The 15,808-nt window shown below is 64.5% G+C and carries 15 protein-coding genes; 11 read left to right on the top strand and 4 right to left on the bottom strand.

What is annotated here, in order from left to right:
- The first annotated feature begins 49 nt into the window (after positions 1 to 49).
- The 3 genes from AC1X6S_RS03910 to AC1X6S_RS03900 all read left to right on the top strand — a co-directional run bounded on the left by AC1X6S_RS03910 (position 50) and on the right by AC1X6S_RS03900 (position 2,149).
- Positions 50 to 613 carry a TetR/AcrR family transcriptional regulator gene (locus AC1X6S_RS03910; protein WP_483404480.1) on the top strand — a complete coding sequence of 188 codons (564 nt, stop codon included), beginning with the start codon at positions 50 to 52 and terminating at the stop codon, positions 611 to 613.
- A 108-nt stretch (positions 614 to 721) separates the two neighbouring features.
- Positions 722 to 1,207 (top strand): NUDIX hydrolase, encoded by a 486-nt coding sequence (locus tag AC1X6S_RS03905; RefSeq protein WP_483404479.1) that lies wholly within the window; start codon positions 722 to 724, stop codon positions 1,205 to 1,207.
- 168 nt (positions 1,208 to 1,375) lie between these two features.
- Positions 1,376 to 2,149 (top strand): carboxymuconolactone decarboxylase family protein, encoded by a 774-nt coding sequence (locus tag AC1X6S_RS03900; protein ID WP_483404478.1) that lies wholly within the window; start codon positions 1,376 to 1,378, stop codon positions 2,147 to 2,149.
- 109 nt (positions 2,150 to 2,258) lie between these two features.
- On the opposite strand, the gene AC1X6S_RS03895 is transcribed toward AC1X6S_RS03900, so the two are convergent.
- Complete coding sequence (locus tag AC1X6S_RS03895) at positions 2,259 to 3,500, bottom strand: multidrug effflux MFS transporter (RefSeq protein ID WP_483404477.1); 1,242 nt, start codon at positions 3,498 to 3,500, stop codon at positions 2,259 to 2,261.
- Positions 3,493 to 3,978: a cyclophilin-like fold protein gene (locus AC1X6S_RS03890; protein WP_483404476.1), complete on the bottom strand. Its 486-nt coding sequence runs from the start codon at positions 3,976 to 3,978 to the stop codon at positions 3,493 to 3,495. Before AC1X6S_RS03890 ends, AC1X6S_RS03895 begins: the two co-directional genes overlap by 8 nt.
- Positions 3,979 to 4,079: 101 nt before the next feature.
- Here AC1X6S_RS03890 and AC1X6S_RS03885 point away from each other — a divergent pair, with 101 nt between their 5' ends.
- Together AC1X6S_RS03885 and AC1X6S_RS03880 are read left to right on the top strand one after the other, a co-directional pair.
- Positions 4,080 to 4,958 carry a helix-turn-helix transcriptional regulator gene (locus tag AC1X6S_RS03885; protein WP_483404475.1) on the top strand — a complete coding sequence of 293 codons (879 nt, stop codon included), beginning with the start codon at positions 4,080 to 4,082 and terminating at the stop codon, positions 4,956 to 4,958.
- 7 nt (positions 4,959 to 4,965) lie between these two features.
- Entirely contained in the window at positions 4,966 to 5,445 is a 480-nt protein-coding gene (locus AC1X6S_RS03880) for a PPOX class F420-dependent oxidoreductase (RefSeq protein WP_483404474.1), read from the top strand.
- Between the two features lie 45 nt (positions 5,446 to 5,490).
- Here the strand turns inward: AC1X6S_RS03880 and AC1X6S_RS03875 are convergent, their stop codons facing one another.
- A complete protein-coding gene (locus AC1X6S_RS03875) occupies positions 5,491 to 6,198 on the bottom strand; it encodes an NADPH-dependent F420 reductase (protein WP_483404473.1) in 708 nt (235 codons plus the stop codon).
- Between the two features lie 288 nt (positions 6,199 to 6,486).
- On the opposite strand from AC1X6S_RS03875, the gene AC1X6S_RS03870 reads away from it, so the two are divergent.
- The 6 genes from AC1X6S_RS03870 (at position 6,487) to AC1X6S_RS03845 (ending at position 13,353) form a co-directional block, all read left to right on the top strand.
- Positions 6,487 to 6,963 carry a DUF2975 domain-containing protein gene (locus AC1X6S_RS03870; protein WP_483404472.1) on the top strand — a complete coding sequence of 159 codons (477 nt, stop codon included), beginning with the start codon at positions 6,487 to 6,489 and terminating at the stop codon, positions 6,961 to 6,963.
- The gene (locus AC1X6S_RS03865; protein ID WP_108391368.1) at positions 6,963 to 7,223 is read left to right on the top strand and encodes a helix-turn-helix domain-containing protein; all 261 of its coding nucleotides are present in this window, start codon (positions 6,963 to 6,965) and stop codon (positions 7,221 to 7,223) included. The genes AC1X6S_RS03870 and AC1X6S_RS03865 overlap by 1 nt, the downstream gene beginning before the upstream one ends.
- On the top strand, positions 7,220 to 10,972 hold the full coding sequence (locus AC1X6S_RS03860) for an SCO7613 C-terminal domain-containing membrane protein (protein WP_483404471.1): 3,753 nt from the start codon (positions 7,220 to 7,222) through the stop codon (positions 10,970 to 10,972). Before AC1X6S_RS03865 ends, AC1X6S_RS03860 begins: the two co-directional genes overlap by 4 nt.
- A gap of 138 nt (positions 10,973 to 11,110) precedes the next feature.
- Positions 11,111 to 11,287: a hypothetical protein gene (locus AC1X6S_RS03855; protein WP_483404470.1), complete on the top strand. Its 177-nt coding sequence runs from the start codon at positions 11,111 to 11,113 to the stop codon at positions 11,285 to 11,287.
- Positions 11,288 to 11,433: 146 nt separating this feature from the next.
- Entirely contained in the window at positions 11,434 to 12,846 is a 1,413-nt protein-coding gene (locus AC1X6S_RS03850) for an APC family permease (protein WP_483404469.1), read from the top strand.
- 42 nt (positions 12,847 to 12,888) lie between these two features.
- The gene (locus tag AC1X6S_RS03845; protein ID WP_483404468.1) at positions 12,889 to 13,353 is read left to right on the top strand and encodes an SRPBCC family protein; all 465 of its coding nucleotides are present in this window, start codon (positions 12,889 to 12,891) and stop codon (positions 13,351 to 13,353) included.
- A gap of 81 nt (positions 13,354 to 13,434) precedes the next feature.
- On the opposite strand, the gene treS is transcribed toward AC1X6S_RS03845, so the two are convergent.
- The gene (gene treS, locus AC1X6S_RS03840; RefSeq protein ID WP_483404467.1) at positions 13,435 to 15,684 is read right to left on the bottom strand and encodes a maltose alpha-D-glucosyltransferase; all 2,250 of its coding nucleotides are present in this window, start codon (positions 15,682 to 15,684) and stop codon (positions 13,435 to 13,437) included.
- Positions 15,685 to 15,808: the final 124 nt, after the last annotated feature.

The raw sequence follows: 15,808 nt of genomic DNA, 5'->3' as shown, positions 1-15,808 counted from the left end.
GCCTCACGGGATATCGTGTATAAGTCAAGATGTCTCATAGACTTTGAGCATGAAGAAGGAAACGGACCCGAGGTTCCAGCGGAGCAGCGAAGCGATACTGGACGCGGCGCGACACTTGCTTGTGACCGCGGGGCCGAGCGCGGTGACTCATGCGCGAATCGCTGAACACGCGGGGATCGGACGCGCGACGGTCTATCGTCACTGGCCAACCAGCGCTGAGCTGCTCGCGGAGGCGATGGCCACCGTTCCCATGCCCTTCTTCGATAGCCCCGCGATTCCCACACGGGAGTGGCTCCGTGCGCAACTCGTCTCGCTGGCCCGTCAACTCGATCACCATGATGTGCGCGTCGTCGCGGCGACGCTTGCCAGCACCGCACTCTGGGACGATGGCATGGACGCTCGCCGAAGCCGATTCGCCCAAACGCTGTCCGAGCGCCTGGCCGCGTGCCTCGTCGATGCGCAGAACCGCGGCGAGATTGTCCTTCTCCGTGATCCCTTGCTTGCAGCCGCCCAGGCAATCGGCCCCATTTACTACCGCAGCACCATCGAGCACAAAGCCACGGACTACGACATGATTGACGCCTCGATCGCCAGCCTCGGTGCGTGGCAGTAGAACCGGCGGGCGCCGCCGCAGCGGAAGCTCATCGGACCCCGTGAGGCGCATAAGCTCGGGGTGACCGGTGGGTCAGTAGGTGAGAAATCGGAACGGAGGGGCGAGCTGATGGTCGTGCACAGCGCCGGCATCCTGCTGTATCGGCTGACGGCTGCAGGTGAGCCGGAAGTGTGGATCGCCCACATGGGCGGACCGTTCTGGGCGGGCAGGCAGGCTGCGGCCTGGTCCATTCCGAAGGGAGAGTACGAGCCGGACGAGGATCCTTTTGCGGCCGCACGGCGCGAGTTCGCGGAGGAGATCGGTGCGCCCGCGCCTGATGTGCGGTATACCAGCCTGGGGGAATTCCGCCAGCCATCGGGAAAGGTGGTGACCGTCTTCGCCGCAGAAACAGACTTCGCCGTCGATCGGGTGGTGAGTAATACGTTCGAGCTGGAGTGGCCCAGGGGGTCAGGGGTCGTGAAAGAGTTCGCCGAAATCGACGATGCGCGGTGGGTGGGGCTGGCAGAAGCACGAGCGAAGCTGGTCAAGGGACAGTTGCCTGTCCTGGATGTTCTCACGGAGAGGCTCCGCGCAGAGAGTCGTTTCGGTACCTAGCGCGGGCATCCGGCGTGCATTTAACACGTCGGCGTTCCATGGTTTCGCGGCGTCGCGGATAGAGTCGGGGCATCGCTCGAACAATCGCTACCTCAACCACCGTCGATCACGACGAAGTCCTCGACTTCATCTGACGTCACTGTCGACGCAACAGCGCAAAGGAACACGATGACCATCCGCGACGAAGCCCGGCGAGAACGTGAGATTGTCCATCCCACTACACGAGTATCCTCGGGACCGCCGCTCTCGGAGACCGATCCCGAGTTCTTTGCGCTCTACCAGGATTTTGCTTTCGGCGAGACCCTCCGACACGTCGATCTGGCCCGCACGGACCGACTCATCTATCAACTCGCGGCAGCGATCGCCGTTGGCGCCGTGCGCGAGTTCCGGCTTCTTCTCGGCGCAGCGCTCGACGTTGGCGTCACAGCCATCCAGGTGAAGGAGCTGACTTATCAGTCCGTCGCGTACGTCGGGATCGCGCGCGCCCTCGACGCCATTGTGGCCACCAACGAGATTTTCGCCGAGCGGGGCATCCCGCTTCCCGTGGACGGCCAGGCGACGACGACTCCCGATACACGGATGGCCGCCGGGCTGGCACTGCAGAAGGAGATATTTGGGTCGGAGACCATCGATGGACTCTACGCCCGTTCATCAGCCGACACTCTCCATTTCCAGCACTTCCTCTCGGGGAACTGCTTCGGTGATTACTACACCCGCACCGGCTTCGACCTGAAACAGCGGGAACTCATCACCTTCGCTCTGCTCGCTGCGCTCGGCGGGGCCGACAGCCAGGTAAAGAGCCACGTGACTGCCAACCTCAACGTTGGTAACAGTCGCACCGACTTGATTGGCGTACTCACCGCCCTGGTCGCGTACATCGGCCACCCCCGCACGCTCAACGCGCTGGCACAAATCGAGGCGGTCGCCCCGGCGCCTCGCTAACGCTGCACCGAGAACGACGGCAAGCGAGGCGCCGGGGTTGAGGGTGGCCGACGCGGCACACCGCGCCCGGGTTGCCCGCCAGAAAACAGGTTTGGTGCGCAAGCCCTGATCATGGTTCCGTTCTCACGGGCGCCGGGTGGACGAGCCTCATGTACACGACCGTGGCGGTTGTGGCGGTTCCCAGGACGACCAGTGCCATGGGCACCATGCTCTGAGGGCCAGCGAGGCCAACGAACGGTGCTGCAATTCCTCCCGCTGCGAATCGCGCGAGCCCGAGGATGGCCGCGGCGGTGCCTGCGTATTGGGGATAGTCGACGAGTGCGAGGGTCGTCGCAGGGGGTGACACCGTTGCCGCCCCGGCGGCGACCAGGAAGAGCGCAACGAGCGTCAGCGGAAGCGGTAGTCCAGTCAGAACGGTGGTTGTGAGGATCGCGCCACCGAGAATCATCAGCACAAGTCCGATCACGAAGACCCGGCGTTCGCTCCATCGCTCGGCCGCGCGTCCGGCAAGGAAACCGAAAGTGGCAAATCCTGCCGCGTTTGCCCCAAAGACGAGGGCGAACTGCGCGGGTGCCAGCCCGTAGATGTTCTCGAGCACGAACGGGGAGCCAGCGAGATAGGCGAAGTAGGCGGCCGACGTGAGCGAGCTGGAGATGGTCGCACCAACGAACAGTCTGTCCCGCAGCAGCACACCGACGTGGCCCGACATCTGACGCATCCCGCCAGCGAGCCGCGCATTCATGGGAAGGGTCTCGCCGAACCCTGCCGCGACGGCTGCGGTGACGAGTACGCCCAACACCGTGAGGATGACGAAGAAACCGCGCCAGTCGATGATCAAGGCGATCAGCCCACCGATCACGGGAGCGACGATTGCTGCAAGGCCGGAAAGGACGATGATGCGACTGTAGTAGCGCGTGAGTTTGTTCCCGTGATAAATGTCCCTGCCGACGGCTTGCGCGATCACCAGTCCGACGCCTCCGGCGAGTCCCTGCACGAGTCGAAAAGCGACGAGCGCAGCAATGGACGGGCTGAGTGCGCACAACAGAGACGCGATCGTGTAAATGACCAGGCCGGCGACGAGGGGGCGTCGACGGCCATACCGGTCGGAAAGCGGACCAGCGATGATTTGCCCAAAAGCGAGGCCAAACAAGCAGGTCGTCATGGTCAGTTGCGCCGCGGAAACCGTGGTGCTGAGGTCGTCCGCAAGGCTCGGGAGAACCGGGAGGTAGAGATCCATCGACAACGGACCAAACACCGTCAAGGTTGCGAGAATCGTCGCGATCCAGACAGGTGCGGATCGGAGGCGAAGCAGGTAGTTACCTCGACTTGTCGAGGGGGCGGTGTTATCCATCGGTTTCCTCTACCCCGGCGCGTCCGTCCGGTGAATGGTCAACGAACACGAGACAGTTCCGATTGCATCCGGCCAATCCGCCCAGGCCATCCGAGACGTGCCCCACGAGTACAACGCTGTCGTGCGGGATGCCCGCGCCATCGGTGACGAAGATGACGATACTGTGCTCAGCCGCCCAATAGCCGACGTCACCGGCCCGGTAATCGCTGATGGAATCGACAGCCGAAGTTGCAGGCGGTTCGGCCAGATAGGCGACCTGGGCGGTGCCCATACGGTCGCCGAACAGCAGCGATCGTGGGAGCCGCTCGGCGAGTTGCATGGCGGCTCTGGAATCGTTCAGTTGAATCCGAGGACTTGTGGCGGTGCTCAAGTCGCTGGCGGTGTGCGCGTCGCTGGCAGTGGTCGCGTTGCTCGCAAACGCTGCAACGCTCGTGAGCAGCAGAACCGCCACTGTTGCGGCAAGGAATCGAACGGGCATGACCTCAGGAAACCGTGTGATTCGTGCGCGCGGGAGTCCCCGTCTTAACGTGCCCCGACAGGGCATCCCACTCGCGATCCGTGTCGACCTAAACTTCAGTGATGGAGCACCAAGCGGAGGTTCGCGACTTCCTCATGACGCGGCGGGCCCGGGTCGAGCCCGAGCAGGTCGGATTGCCTCGTGGCAGCGACCGGCGGGTACCCGGTTTGCGTCGGGGCGAGGCGGCTGCCCTGGCAGGCGTCAGTGTGGAGTATTACGCGCGCCTGGAACGCGGCGCTATTGGTGGCGCGTCTGACGCGGTACTTGACGGTTTAGCGAAGGCGCTGCTCATGGGCGTCGCTGAACGCGAGCATCTGTACCGGCTCGCGCGCCAAACGGAAAGCGCCGCCGCGGCCCCTCGGGCAAGCGCGAAGGTCGCGAGACACTGGCGGCCATCGCAGAGCATTCAGTGGTTCCTCGACTCGATGCAGTCTGCGGCCGCCCTGATCGGGAACGGTCGGACAGATCTGCTGGCGTGGAACCCGCTCGGCGGTGCTCTGATGAACGAAATGATCGCGAGTTCGACCACATCGCCGCCGAACTTTGCCAGGTTTATCTTTCTTGAGCCGGTTGCCCGACGCTTTTACCCCGACTGGGAAACCGTGGCCGGGACAAATGTTGCGCAGCTGCGCACCGAAGCCGGCCGCGACCCGCACAGCAAGGAACTCCACGACCTCGTCGGTGAGCTTTCGACCCGTAGCGATCACTTCCGGCAGCTCTGGAGTCGTCACGACGTGTGGCAACACGCTACGGGACTGAAACGGATCAATCACCCCGTGGTCGGCGAACTGACGTTGCGCTACAACGGCCTCGATCTTGTGGGAGATTTACCCGCACAACTCACGGTGCTCACGGCGGAACCCGGGTCGCGCGACTACGAGGGGCTTCAGCTCCTCGGCACCACAGTGATGCCTGTCCCGTCCATGCCGGCGGAGATATAGTCGGGGCATGGCTCGAACGATCGCAACCTCAACCCCCGTCGACCGCGACGAAGTCCTCGATTTCATCCGCCCCCGTCACCGGATGCTTCTCGCAACGACGCGTGCGGACGGCCGGCCCCAGATGTCTCCCGTGACCGGGGGAGTCGACGCCGAAGGTCGCATTGTGATCTCTACCTATCCGGCTCGCAGCAAGACCCGCAACGCTGCCAGGGACCCGCACACCTCAGTCGTGGTCTTCTCAGATGACTGGGACGGCCCCTGGGTACAAATCGATGGCGATGCGGAGGTCCTGAACATGCCGGAGGCCGCAGACGGACTGGTTGACTACTTCCGGTGCATCGCGGGCGAGCATCCGGACTGGGACGAGTACCGTGCGGCAATGGCCGTTCAGGACAAGTCGTTGATCCGCATCACGCCCACCCGGTGGGGTCCGATTGCCACCGGTGGTTTCCCGCCCGAGGTTGCTGAGCGGCTCGACGCCCAGTAACTCGCGGGCCACACCGATTCTTTTCAAAGTCCCAGCGCCCGTGGGTCAGAACTGCCGGGCCGCGACGTCGGGTCGGTGTGATGCGGCGATCAGCTCACGCAGACGCTCCGCAGCGACCGGAGCTCCTCGGTCGGCGAGGAAGTCCTTCCCGAACCCGTCCTCGTCCGCGGCGTAGACCGCCGTATACGCGCCCGACTCGGGCTCGAATCGCCATGACTCGGCCAGGGTCCCGGCGTCGACGGTGTCGAAGCCCAGCGCATGCACGACGCTCGAGACCTCCGTCTTCGCGGCAACGTCGTCACCGGCGACCGGGAGGGCTGTACGCGGCTCCGAGTGGGCGAGGAGTGGGATGTGGTGGGCGACGATGTTGTTGAAAGCCTTGACGATGTGCGTGTGGGGGAGGAGTGACTGCTCGTACTCCGCCGTCGTGGTCTCAAGGGCGTCCAGCTCAGCGATACGCCCGTCGCGGTACGGATAATAGTTCCCGGTCGAGAGAATCGTTCTGCCTGCAAGGCTGGCCACCGGCAGGTTGGAGTATGAGCTCAGCGGGATGGCCAGGACGACGAGTTCGCCGAAGGTCGCCGCATCCTGGACCAAGCCGGCCCGAGCATTGGGTCCGAGTTCGTCGACGAGGTCTGTGAGTGATTCTGGCCCACGCGAGTTCGCGATCATGACGGTGAAGTCGGCCTTGACGGCGAGGCGAGCGATAGCGGATCCGATCGCTCCGCTGCCGATGATTCCGATGTCTGTCATGTCGTTCTCCCTGGTATTGATCGGTCAGTGTTGTGTTGTGTTGTGTTCAGTCTGGGGCACGGCGAACTCGAGGCGGCCGGGCAACGGCAATCGAGCTCTTTGCGTCCTAACCAGTTGCGGCGACCATGCATTCCAATTTCTGTCCGACGAGTCCTGACGCGAAGAACAAACGCAGGCTGCGTCAACGTGAGGCGACCGGAGCGGAGAGTAAGAATGTCTAGCCCTGCCCGCCCCAGTGTGACTATATTGTTTTTCGATAGATAGAAATCGATAATCGATAGGAGCCACATGGACCGGACAGCGATCGTCGCCCTGAAAGCGCTCATCGTCGTGATGATCGCGCTGTTGCTGGTGTGCCAGGTGTTCGTGGTTCCCGCCGTCGCTGATCAGATGGCGGAGAGGTCGCCCGAACTGAGCTATCTGGAAGGGCCGGGCATCTTCATCACAGTGGCGTTCCTGCTCTGCGTGCAGGTCGCGCTCGTCTGCGTGTGGCGACTCGTGTCTCTGGTCCGCGGCTCGAGCATCTTCAGCCTCGACGCGTTCAAGTGGGTCGATATCATCCTGGGCGCCGTCGCCGTTGCGACCCTCCTCATCGCAGGATCCTTCATCACCCTTGCTTTGGCCGGTGTTGCCTCGCCGTCCGTCACCATCCTGTGTGCGCTCGGGATCGTCCTCGGTTCCGGATTTGGCTTGCTAATCGTCGTCATGCGCGGGCTTCTGCGCAAAGCATCGCAGCTCGAACAAGACCTGGCGGAAGTGGTCTGATGCCCATCGTGATCAACCTCGACGTCGAACTGGCGAAAAAGAAAATGTCGGTCGCTGACTTCGCCGCCGCCATCGACATCACCCCCGCCAATGTTTCGGTTTTGAAGAACGGGCGCGCGAAGGCCGTGCGTTTCTCGACTCTCGACGCAATTTGTCGCGTGCTCGAGTGCCAGCCGGGCGACATCTTCGTGTGGGTTCCTGACGAAGAGGGCGGTGCGGATGCCGGTACCGGCGCCAGCACGGAAGGCGCGGACGCGTGACCACGCTGCGCACCCTGCGCCCGTGGAGCACTGTCGCTGTCAACCATCTCCTCGACGGCACGTCGTGCCCGGTCTGCGAGGTCGACGCGCTGGTGGATCGACGGTGCCGCAACTGTGGAGCTGAACTGTCAGACGACATGGCAGCCGAGCTGTGGACCGCCTCGAAAGCGGCCGCTGAGGCGCTCATGGCGCGCCAGGAGGTTCTCGAACGCGTGCTGCGCCCAGCCCCTGCAGGCAAGACGGCGACAGTGCCGGGGATGCAGGCGCCCCCGCGCGTGCCCGTACCACGTCAGCCGAAAACCGAAGCGGTCGTTCGCCCCGAACCGCGCTCCAGTGCCACAGTGCAGTCGGTGCTCGCGGTGGCAGGTGCCGGACTTTTCGCCGTCTCCGCATTTGTCTTCACTTTCGTCAACCCCGACCTCACAGATCGCGCCCTCCGGAGCGTGATTGTCGGCCTGATCACGATTCTCTTCCTCGGCGGAGCGTGGCTGCTTGCGCGCCGCAAACTCCAGTTCTCGGCCGAAGCCGTCGGAGGGCTGGGGATGCTCTTCCTCGCCCTCGATATCTCCGCTTTCTCGGAGCTTGCGCCGACCGGAGCCGGCCCGTGGGTGTTGGCCGCCACCGGGACCCTGATCGGCGGCACCGTGATGGTCATCGCGTCGGTTCGCGCGCGCATCCGCAGCTGGCTCTGGATCTCTCTCTCGGGTCTCGCACTGGTTCCCGCGATGCTGGGATACGCGGGTGGAACCTCGCTGTCGGCGACGCTCGGACACCTTGGAGTTGCGTTTGCCGCTCTCGCCCTGATGAGGCTGATACCACGCGTCGAGCAATCGTTTGGCGAGCGGATCGAGTCGGAGCGCACAGCGCTTGAGATGCTCCAGATCCTCGCGACAGTGATCGTGCTCGCGCAGGTGTGGTTCGTCGGGTCTCGCTCGACCACGGAGTACTGGCTGACGATATCTGCTGTCCTGGCCGTCGTCGCCGTGCTGGCTGTCCTCACGACGCGGCAGTTCGCCAGGACCTTCTGGAGTGCGACGGCCGGTGCCGCCGGTGTGGGTGCCGCCATCAGTCTCCCGCTCGCCCTTGCGCTCGGCAGCCACGGGGTCGGCGAGTGGGATCAGGCGCTGTTGCCCGCAGCGGGAGTCGCCGCGGTGCTCGTGCTGAACGCGCTCACGCGAACAGTGCCTTCGCTGGGGCGGCGGTCGTTTCTGGGCGGTGCACTCGTTGTTGCCTTCGTGAGCGTGCTCTCACCGGTTCTGCTCGCGATGCAGATCGGGACGTCTACGGTCCTCGAGGCTCTCGTGGATCCCGCCGAGGGGCGGATCCTGACCGTGCCGCCGGGCAGCATTGTCGCCGTTGTGGTCGGCCTCGCGGCCGCGGCGGCGGGGCTAGGAGCGTTCTCGGCGATTACGGGGCGTGGTGGTGGCACCTGGGCTGATGACACGCTGTCCAAAGCCGCCTCCGTTCGACTGGCGTCGGTCATCGGCACCCTCGCCCTCTGGCTCATCGCGCTCGCCGGGCTCACCTTCGCCTGTCTGAGTGTCCTTCCGGTGTGGGTGCGCATCGCGCTCGCCCTGGGCCTGGCGGCGACGGTGAGTATGGCGATCGTGGCTGTGCCACGGATCAGGGATGCCGCGATGAGAACGCGGCTGCCGCTCATCGTCGGCAGCCATTTTGCTGTGCTGCTTGCGATCGTATATTCGCGGACCGACGACAGCGGCACAGTGCCGGCGGGCATCGCGGTCGTTGTGACCATCGGTGTTCTCAGCCGGACAGTGCCGACCCGGGCGCGGTTTCTCCATGTCGGCGCAGGCTACGCATATGCGCTGGTCATCGTCGCCACGGCGCTCGCCGAACAGGGCGTCGAAACCATCCCATTGCTCTGTCTGACCACATCCGTTGCCTCGATCGGCGCCATCGCCGCAACCTTCATCCGCAGGGTAACGCCGCCGTCGTGGCACGCGATCCTCGTTGTGACGAGTGTGCCGTTCCTGATCGGCATCCTGCAGGTGGTCTTTGAGCGCAGCGGTTGGACAGCGCTCTCCACCTCCCTGATCTTCCTGCTCGCGCTCACCCTCCTGGTTTCGCGCCGTCCCGGTCTCAGCGTGGTGCTCCGTGCGATTGCTGCCGGCCTGCTCGTTCCGTCACTCGCGGTAGTGGTGGTGTGCCTCGGCGCCCAGGTGCTCCTCGGCAGCGCGTCCCCCGTGACGCTGCCGGTCATCGCCGCGATCGCGGCTACCGTGTTGCCCAGCACGAGCCTCATCGGCTCGGTTCTCCGTAGGCGTGGCATTGGGGCAGCGGATGCCACGGCGGCGCGCATCGCGATCGAAGCGTCCACCGCTCTCACCGCCGTCATCGCGGTTGTACTGGCGCTCGTGCGTGACGCGGCGGGATTGCCGACCACCTTTATCGTTCTGGTGATCCTGGGATTCGGCGCAGCGGCCACATCGGTCTGGGCGAACCGTCGCTACGGCTGGTGGGTCGCCGGGGCGTCGTTCACTGGTGCACTCTGGTGCCTGTGGGCCATCGCCGGTATCGATGTGCTGGAGCCGTACCTGCTTCCGCCGAGCCTCGCAGCCGCAACGATCGGCATGATCCTCACTGCGCGCGGTCACCGGGCCAGCCCTCTCTACGCGACGGGCCTGGTCATGGCCGTCGCACCCGTTTTGGTCGTACTGGCGGGTTTGGGCACAGGCCAGTTCGCCCTGGCGCCGTGGCGGGGCTACGGCCTTGTCGCTGCGTCCTGGGTGCTGCTCGCGCTCGGCGCGGTGCTCGGGCGCGGCTCTTCACCCCGTGGGCGGTTGTTACGCACCCTCCGCACTCCGACCCTGTGTGTTGCGATAGCGGCCGGTGCGGCCGGTGCGATCCAGGGCGTGAGGTTCGGACTCGGCGCTGACCCGATCATCACCGGAGGGATACCGCTCGTCCTGCTGTGTTTCGGAATCGGACTGGCGGGTGCTTTGCCGGCGGCCGCTGCCGCGAGGTCACTTCGGTCGGCGGCGGTTGAGAAATCGCTGCTGGCTCGCACCCGCTGGCTGTATGCGCCCGCGGCGCTTTACGTCGCCGTCGCAACCTGGACCGCGATCGAGCGCGACTGGTTCACGATCTGGGCGATGTGGTTGCTCATGCTCGCGTACCTGATGACCGTTGTCATCATCGCGTGGCGGTTGCGCACGCGGCCGTCGAGCCTGCCTCCGGTCTGGTTCATCTTCGGGATCGCCTTTATCACCGCTATCGTCGGCTGGAGCCCACGTGATCTGCGGGTCGAGTGGTTCTCGGTACCTCTCGGGGCCTTTCTGCTCGCAGCCGGAGCGATCATCCTGGCTGCTCGTCAGCATCCGGATGCCGATCGAAGGGCCGACGCCACGGTTAGCAGCTGGCCCGCAGGCTGGGGCGGCTCGTGGGCGCTGCTTGCTCCGGGCCTCGTGACGCTGCTGTCGGCATCCGTCACCGCCACCTTCACCGACCCACAAACGTGGCGCGCGATTTTCGTGATCGTCGTCGCGCTCGTTGCCATCCTCGTCGGTTCGAGTCTGAAGCTCGCGGCTCCCTTCCTGCTCGGTATCACCGTGCTTCCGATCGAGAACGTGGTCGTCTTCCTGGTGCAGATCGGCCGGGGGATCGAGTCAATGCCGTGGTGGATAACACTTGCCGTCGTCGGCGCAGTGCTCCTGATCATTGCGGTCACCTATGAGCGTCGAGCCGGCGACGGGAACACGGTCACCGACCGGCTCCGTGACCTGGCTTAAGCCACGGGCAACGGCGCCAGGGCGGAAGGGACCTAGGGCCTTACGTTCCAGTGACCGAAGCTGAAAGAGTGATCGCAAACGTCATCGCCGATGACGTTTTCGTGCACCTCTTCAACGACATCTGGCGAAAGGACTGCCATGACCGACTTCGAATCAGAGTCATTCATCGCTGACGCTCGGAAATACGCGAACGCGGCCACCTTTGCGGTTCAACAACTGCGTGAGGACTCCATAGAACGCCAGGCGCTCCACGAGTTGCTGAACGCGGTCGACGCCCTCATCTCGGCGGTCGATCATTCGACTGAGACCTCGTGAGTGCGCGGACATAGTCGCCAGCAGTCCCACCCGCAACCGGCTCGAACATCGACCAGTTGCGGGTGTGCCCGGCGACATCTCGTCAAAAAGGCTTGATGTAGATCGCCCAATGTGATCGGCTAGGTGCCCGACGAAGGAGGCACAACATGAGTGATCCGTCCTGGACGCAAGTCGTCAAGACTGTCGAGCCCGAGAAGCACGAACTCAAACGGGTGCTTGGGCCTGGCCTGTTGCTCTTGTTCATCGTCGGGGACATCCTCGGTACCGGCATTTACGCTCTCACGGGGCAGGTCGCAGCCGAAGTCGGAGGGGCCGCCTGGCTGCCGTTCCTCCTCGCCTTCGCAGTGGCAACAGTGACGGCGTTCTCCTACCTGGAACTCGTGACGAAGTTCCCGCAGGCTGCCGGCGCCGCGCTGTACACGCACAAGGCCTTCGGCATCCACTTCCTCACCTTCATCGTGTGCTTCATTGTGATGAGCTCTGGCATCACCTCCGCGTCGACCGCCTCGCGTGCGTTTGCGGCGAACCTCGCTGTCGCCTTCAACCTCCCCGACGAGACCGTGATGACCATGTTCATCGCGCTCGCATTCATCCTGCTGATCATGCTGGTCAATCTCCGCGGTGTTACCGAGAGCGTGTGGCTCAACGTCGTCCTGACCCTCGTTGAGCTGTCGGGTCTGCTTCTCGTCATCCTCATCGGTATGTGGGCGATCGCCGGCGGGAACGCCGACTGGTCACGGGTCGTTGCTTTTGAAACCCCCGAGGACAAGAACGTGCTGCTCGCCGTGAGTACCGCCACATCCCTGGCGTTCTTTGCGATGGTTGGTTTTGAGGATTCCGTCAACATGGCCGAGGAGACCAAAGACCCGAGTCGGATCTTCCCGAAGATGATGCTGGGCGGACTCGGTATCGCCGCGGTCATCTACGTTCTCGTATCGATCACCGTCGTCGCGCTTGTGCCCATCGGGCAGCTGGTCGGGAGTGAGACACCGCTTGTGACGGCCGTCGAAGCTGCAGCGCCCGGCTTCCCGATCAACAACCTGCTGCCGTTCATCTCTATGTTCGCTGTCGCCAACACCGCCCTCATCAACATGATGATGGCTAGCCGGTTGCTCTACGGCATGAGCAGGCAGAACGTCCTGCCGCCCTTCCTGGCGAAAGTGGCACCGAAACGACGCACGCCGTGGGCGGCGATCCTCTTCACGAGCGTGCTCGCGGCTGGCCTCATCGTCTATGTTTCGCTCGATGCCGAGGGCTCCATCGTCGCCCTCCTTGGCGGCACGACTTCACTCCTGCTGCTCACCGTGTTCGCTGTCGTCAATGTGACGGTTCTGGTGCTGCGGCGACAGCCCGTCGAGCACAAGACCTTCCGTACACCCGTCGTTCTGCCGGTCATCGGTGCGATCACGTGCCTCTACCTGGTGCTTCCGTGGACCTCGGGCCGACCCGGCGGGCAGTACGGGATCGCGCTCGCGCTCCTCGCCATCGGTGTTGTGCTGTGGGTAGTCGAGCGGATTTACACGGCACGGCAGCGCAGCCGCACGCGAGCTGAGTCGTAGCGCAAACCTTGGAAAGACGCTCCTGCTGGTAGGTTGTGCGCCATGCCGGTCTCCTTTGAATGCACCACGGAGTCGGTGCTGCCCGTTGACCGGCTCTTCGACCTCTCCCGCGACATCACAGCCCACACTGCCTCAATGTCGAGGTCACGGGAGACGGCGGTCGGAGGCGTGACGGAGGGACTCATCGGCCTCGATGAGGAGGTGACGTGGCGGGCATGGCACTTCGGGCTGCCGCTCCGCATGACGAGTCGCATCACCGCGATGAGCGCACCGCACTCGTTCACCGACGAGCAGGTTCGCGGTCCGTTCCGGTGCTTCCGGCACGAACACCTGTTCCGCCCGCACGGAACGGGTTCGGTCATGGTCGACCGGGTCTCGTTCGCCGCGCCGTTTGGGCTCCTCGGCCGCCTGGCCGAGCGGTTCGTGCTCGCCAGATACATGCGAAGGCTGATCGAGCAGCGCAATGAGTTTCTCACGGACGCCGACCATGAGCATCGATCGGCCTGAACGGCGCGTCAGCGCGCCCCGGTTAACGACGCAGGGCGCCCCGGCGGTGTCTGCCCGGGCGCCCTGTGCTGGAGTCGAGAGTTACTCGTCGAGCTCGCTGAGGTCGACCTGCTCCTCGTCGGGGGCCCGGCCGAGGAGGCAGAGGCCCGCATAAGGCTCGAGGCGCACGGTGAAGCTCTGGAGATCGTCGACGTGACCGATGTCCTCCCTCGTCTGCGCGTCGTACACAACGTGACGCGGTGTGAAGGCCTCGGAGCGCACGGTGCCCTCGATCGTCTCGCCGGTGAAGTTGAGCACTGTCACCTGGAGAGGCGCATCCTCGAGTGTCGCGTCACCACCGTCGAGACGGTGGACCATCACGAGCATTCCCGGGTGGGCAACGTCGGGAATGTCGAGCTGGGTGCCGACGTCGATTCCGAGCGATGACCTGACGGAGAGGATTCGTGACACCTGGCTGGCGAAGGAGTTCTCGTCCTCGAGCTGTGTCGGCAGTGAGCCGTACAGCGAACGACCGCGGGGCATCCCCGAACTCGACGCCGTGGCATCCGGCTCGACGTCCATGAGGTCGTGCGCACCGCGGTGCACCCAGCGGGTGTCTCCCTCGGCGATGAGGTCCTTGACCTCGCTCGACGGCAGGGGGAGCATTCCGAGCAGGTCCCACGCGGAGAGCGCGAAGACGCCGGGCTGCCAGGCGTTGAACATGACGAGGACGAGGTGCGCGCGCCGGATGTCATCGATGTGGTCATCGGTGATCGCGTCGAGCGTGGTCAGGCCCTGTGCCGCGGCGATGACGGATGCCGTGGTGCAGGCGATTCCGTTGGTCGTGAACACGAGGTTGTAGTCCGCAGCCTCACCGGTGAGCTTCTCCAGGAGGTCGGCCCTGATGGTTTCGGCCAGCTGCGCTCCCGTCATCTCCTCATCGCGGAACGGGTACAGGTCTGCGCGGTGCAGGGTTGCCCAGTGGACGAGTTCATAGGTCAGCTCGTCGTGGTTCTGCATGGCGTGGACGAGGCTCACCGGCTCGACCCCGGTGGACAGTGACGTCCGGAGGGTCAGGCGGAGGAACTCGGTGTCGCCCATCGCGAGAGCGTGCTGGTAGGCAGGCCTGTTGATGAAGTCGTACGACAGGTCAGCGCCAACCCGGCCGGTGTCGCGGATGTCTTCCATGGTGAGGTTGAGCTCCTGGAAGGAGAACCCGCCGACCTTGCGTACCATGCTCGCGATGACGTGGTTGGCCGCTTCGGAGAGCGGGTGTCCCTCTGACCACGCGGGGGAGCCCTCGGCGCTCTTCTCCACGCCGAGGAATCCGTTCGCGTCGAGGCGGAGCGCACTCGAACCCAGGTCGCCGAGCGAGTGAAGGGCGTCGCCGATCACGAGTCGCATTCCGGCGAACGTTGGGTCGAGCCAGTTGATCGACGGCTGACCCTGCTTGAAGTAGTGCAGGTACACCCAGCGACGGGTCCGGCCGTCCGGCCCGAGCACGGGAGCGGTGACGCTCCAGTTCGTCTCCTTGGTTCCCGGCGAGTAGAAGATGACCCGCTGCAGCTGGCCGATGATGTAGCCGAGCTCCGCGAGCCGGGCTTCTGTAGCCGGGTCGAGGTTCACTGAATCGCGGTGGTCGGGTACCTCGGGAAGTTCGTGCCAGTCTTCCTCCGGGATCTCGATCATGTGGTAGATCCCGGGGTAGTCCTTGTAGCCCATCTCGGCGAGACGGAAGTCCGCACCCTTGCCGGTGTGCCCGGGAACGATGTCGTCGATGACACTTCCACCGTGGTGCTCGGCGACGTCGGAAAGCTGCCTGAACTCGTCGTCCGAGCCGAAGGCGGGGTCGATCTGCGTGCTGATCCGGTCGAAGTGGCCGTCGACGCTGGCCGTTGACGTCCAGCCGGTGATTCCACCGGCCTGCTTCACGGGGCCGGTGTGGACCGCTGTGATGCCGATCTTCTCGAAGGCATCCCACAGGGCGTCATCTCCGAGGGCAGCGAGGTAGGACTGGTGTCCGGTGATGAGCGAAATGGGGTATGCAGTGAACCAGACGGATGCCGTCTGGATCGCCCGCCGCGCGTCGGGACGCGCATACGGGTTACGCCACATGCTGGGCTGGCCGGACAGTCCTCGCCCGAGCACCTCTGCGTCACGCAGCATGGACTGCCGGATGAGCCACTCCACGTACGACGGGTTCGATGCGTCGGCGGAACGGGGGTCGGAGAACGAGCGGCGGATGCTGCTGGTCCTCATGTTGGACCGTGGACGGAGCCGTTGAGGGCGAGCCGGGTAGCGATCCTCGTCGTAGGTGATCTCGATCGGCTCGATCTCTGGTTCGTCTGTCATCGTTGCGTGCTCCTCTAGCCCTGTGCGTGCGGAGCGGCGCTCGACCGTTCCGCGTATGCACGAGTATGCCCGCATTCAGAGCGGAGTGGTAACGCACGCGTCACCGTGGCGTTGCGAACGGCTG

The sequence above is a fragment of the Mycetocola sp. Y442 genome, assembly GCF_056898615.1.
This window is presented reverse-complemented; position numbering and strand designations above follow the sequence as displayed.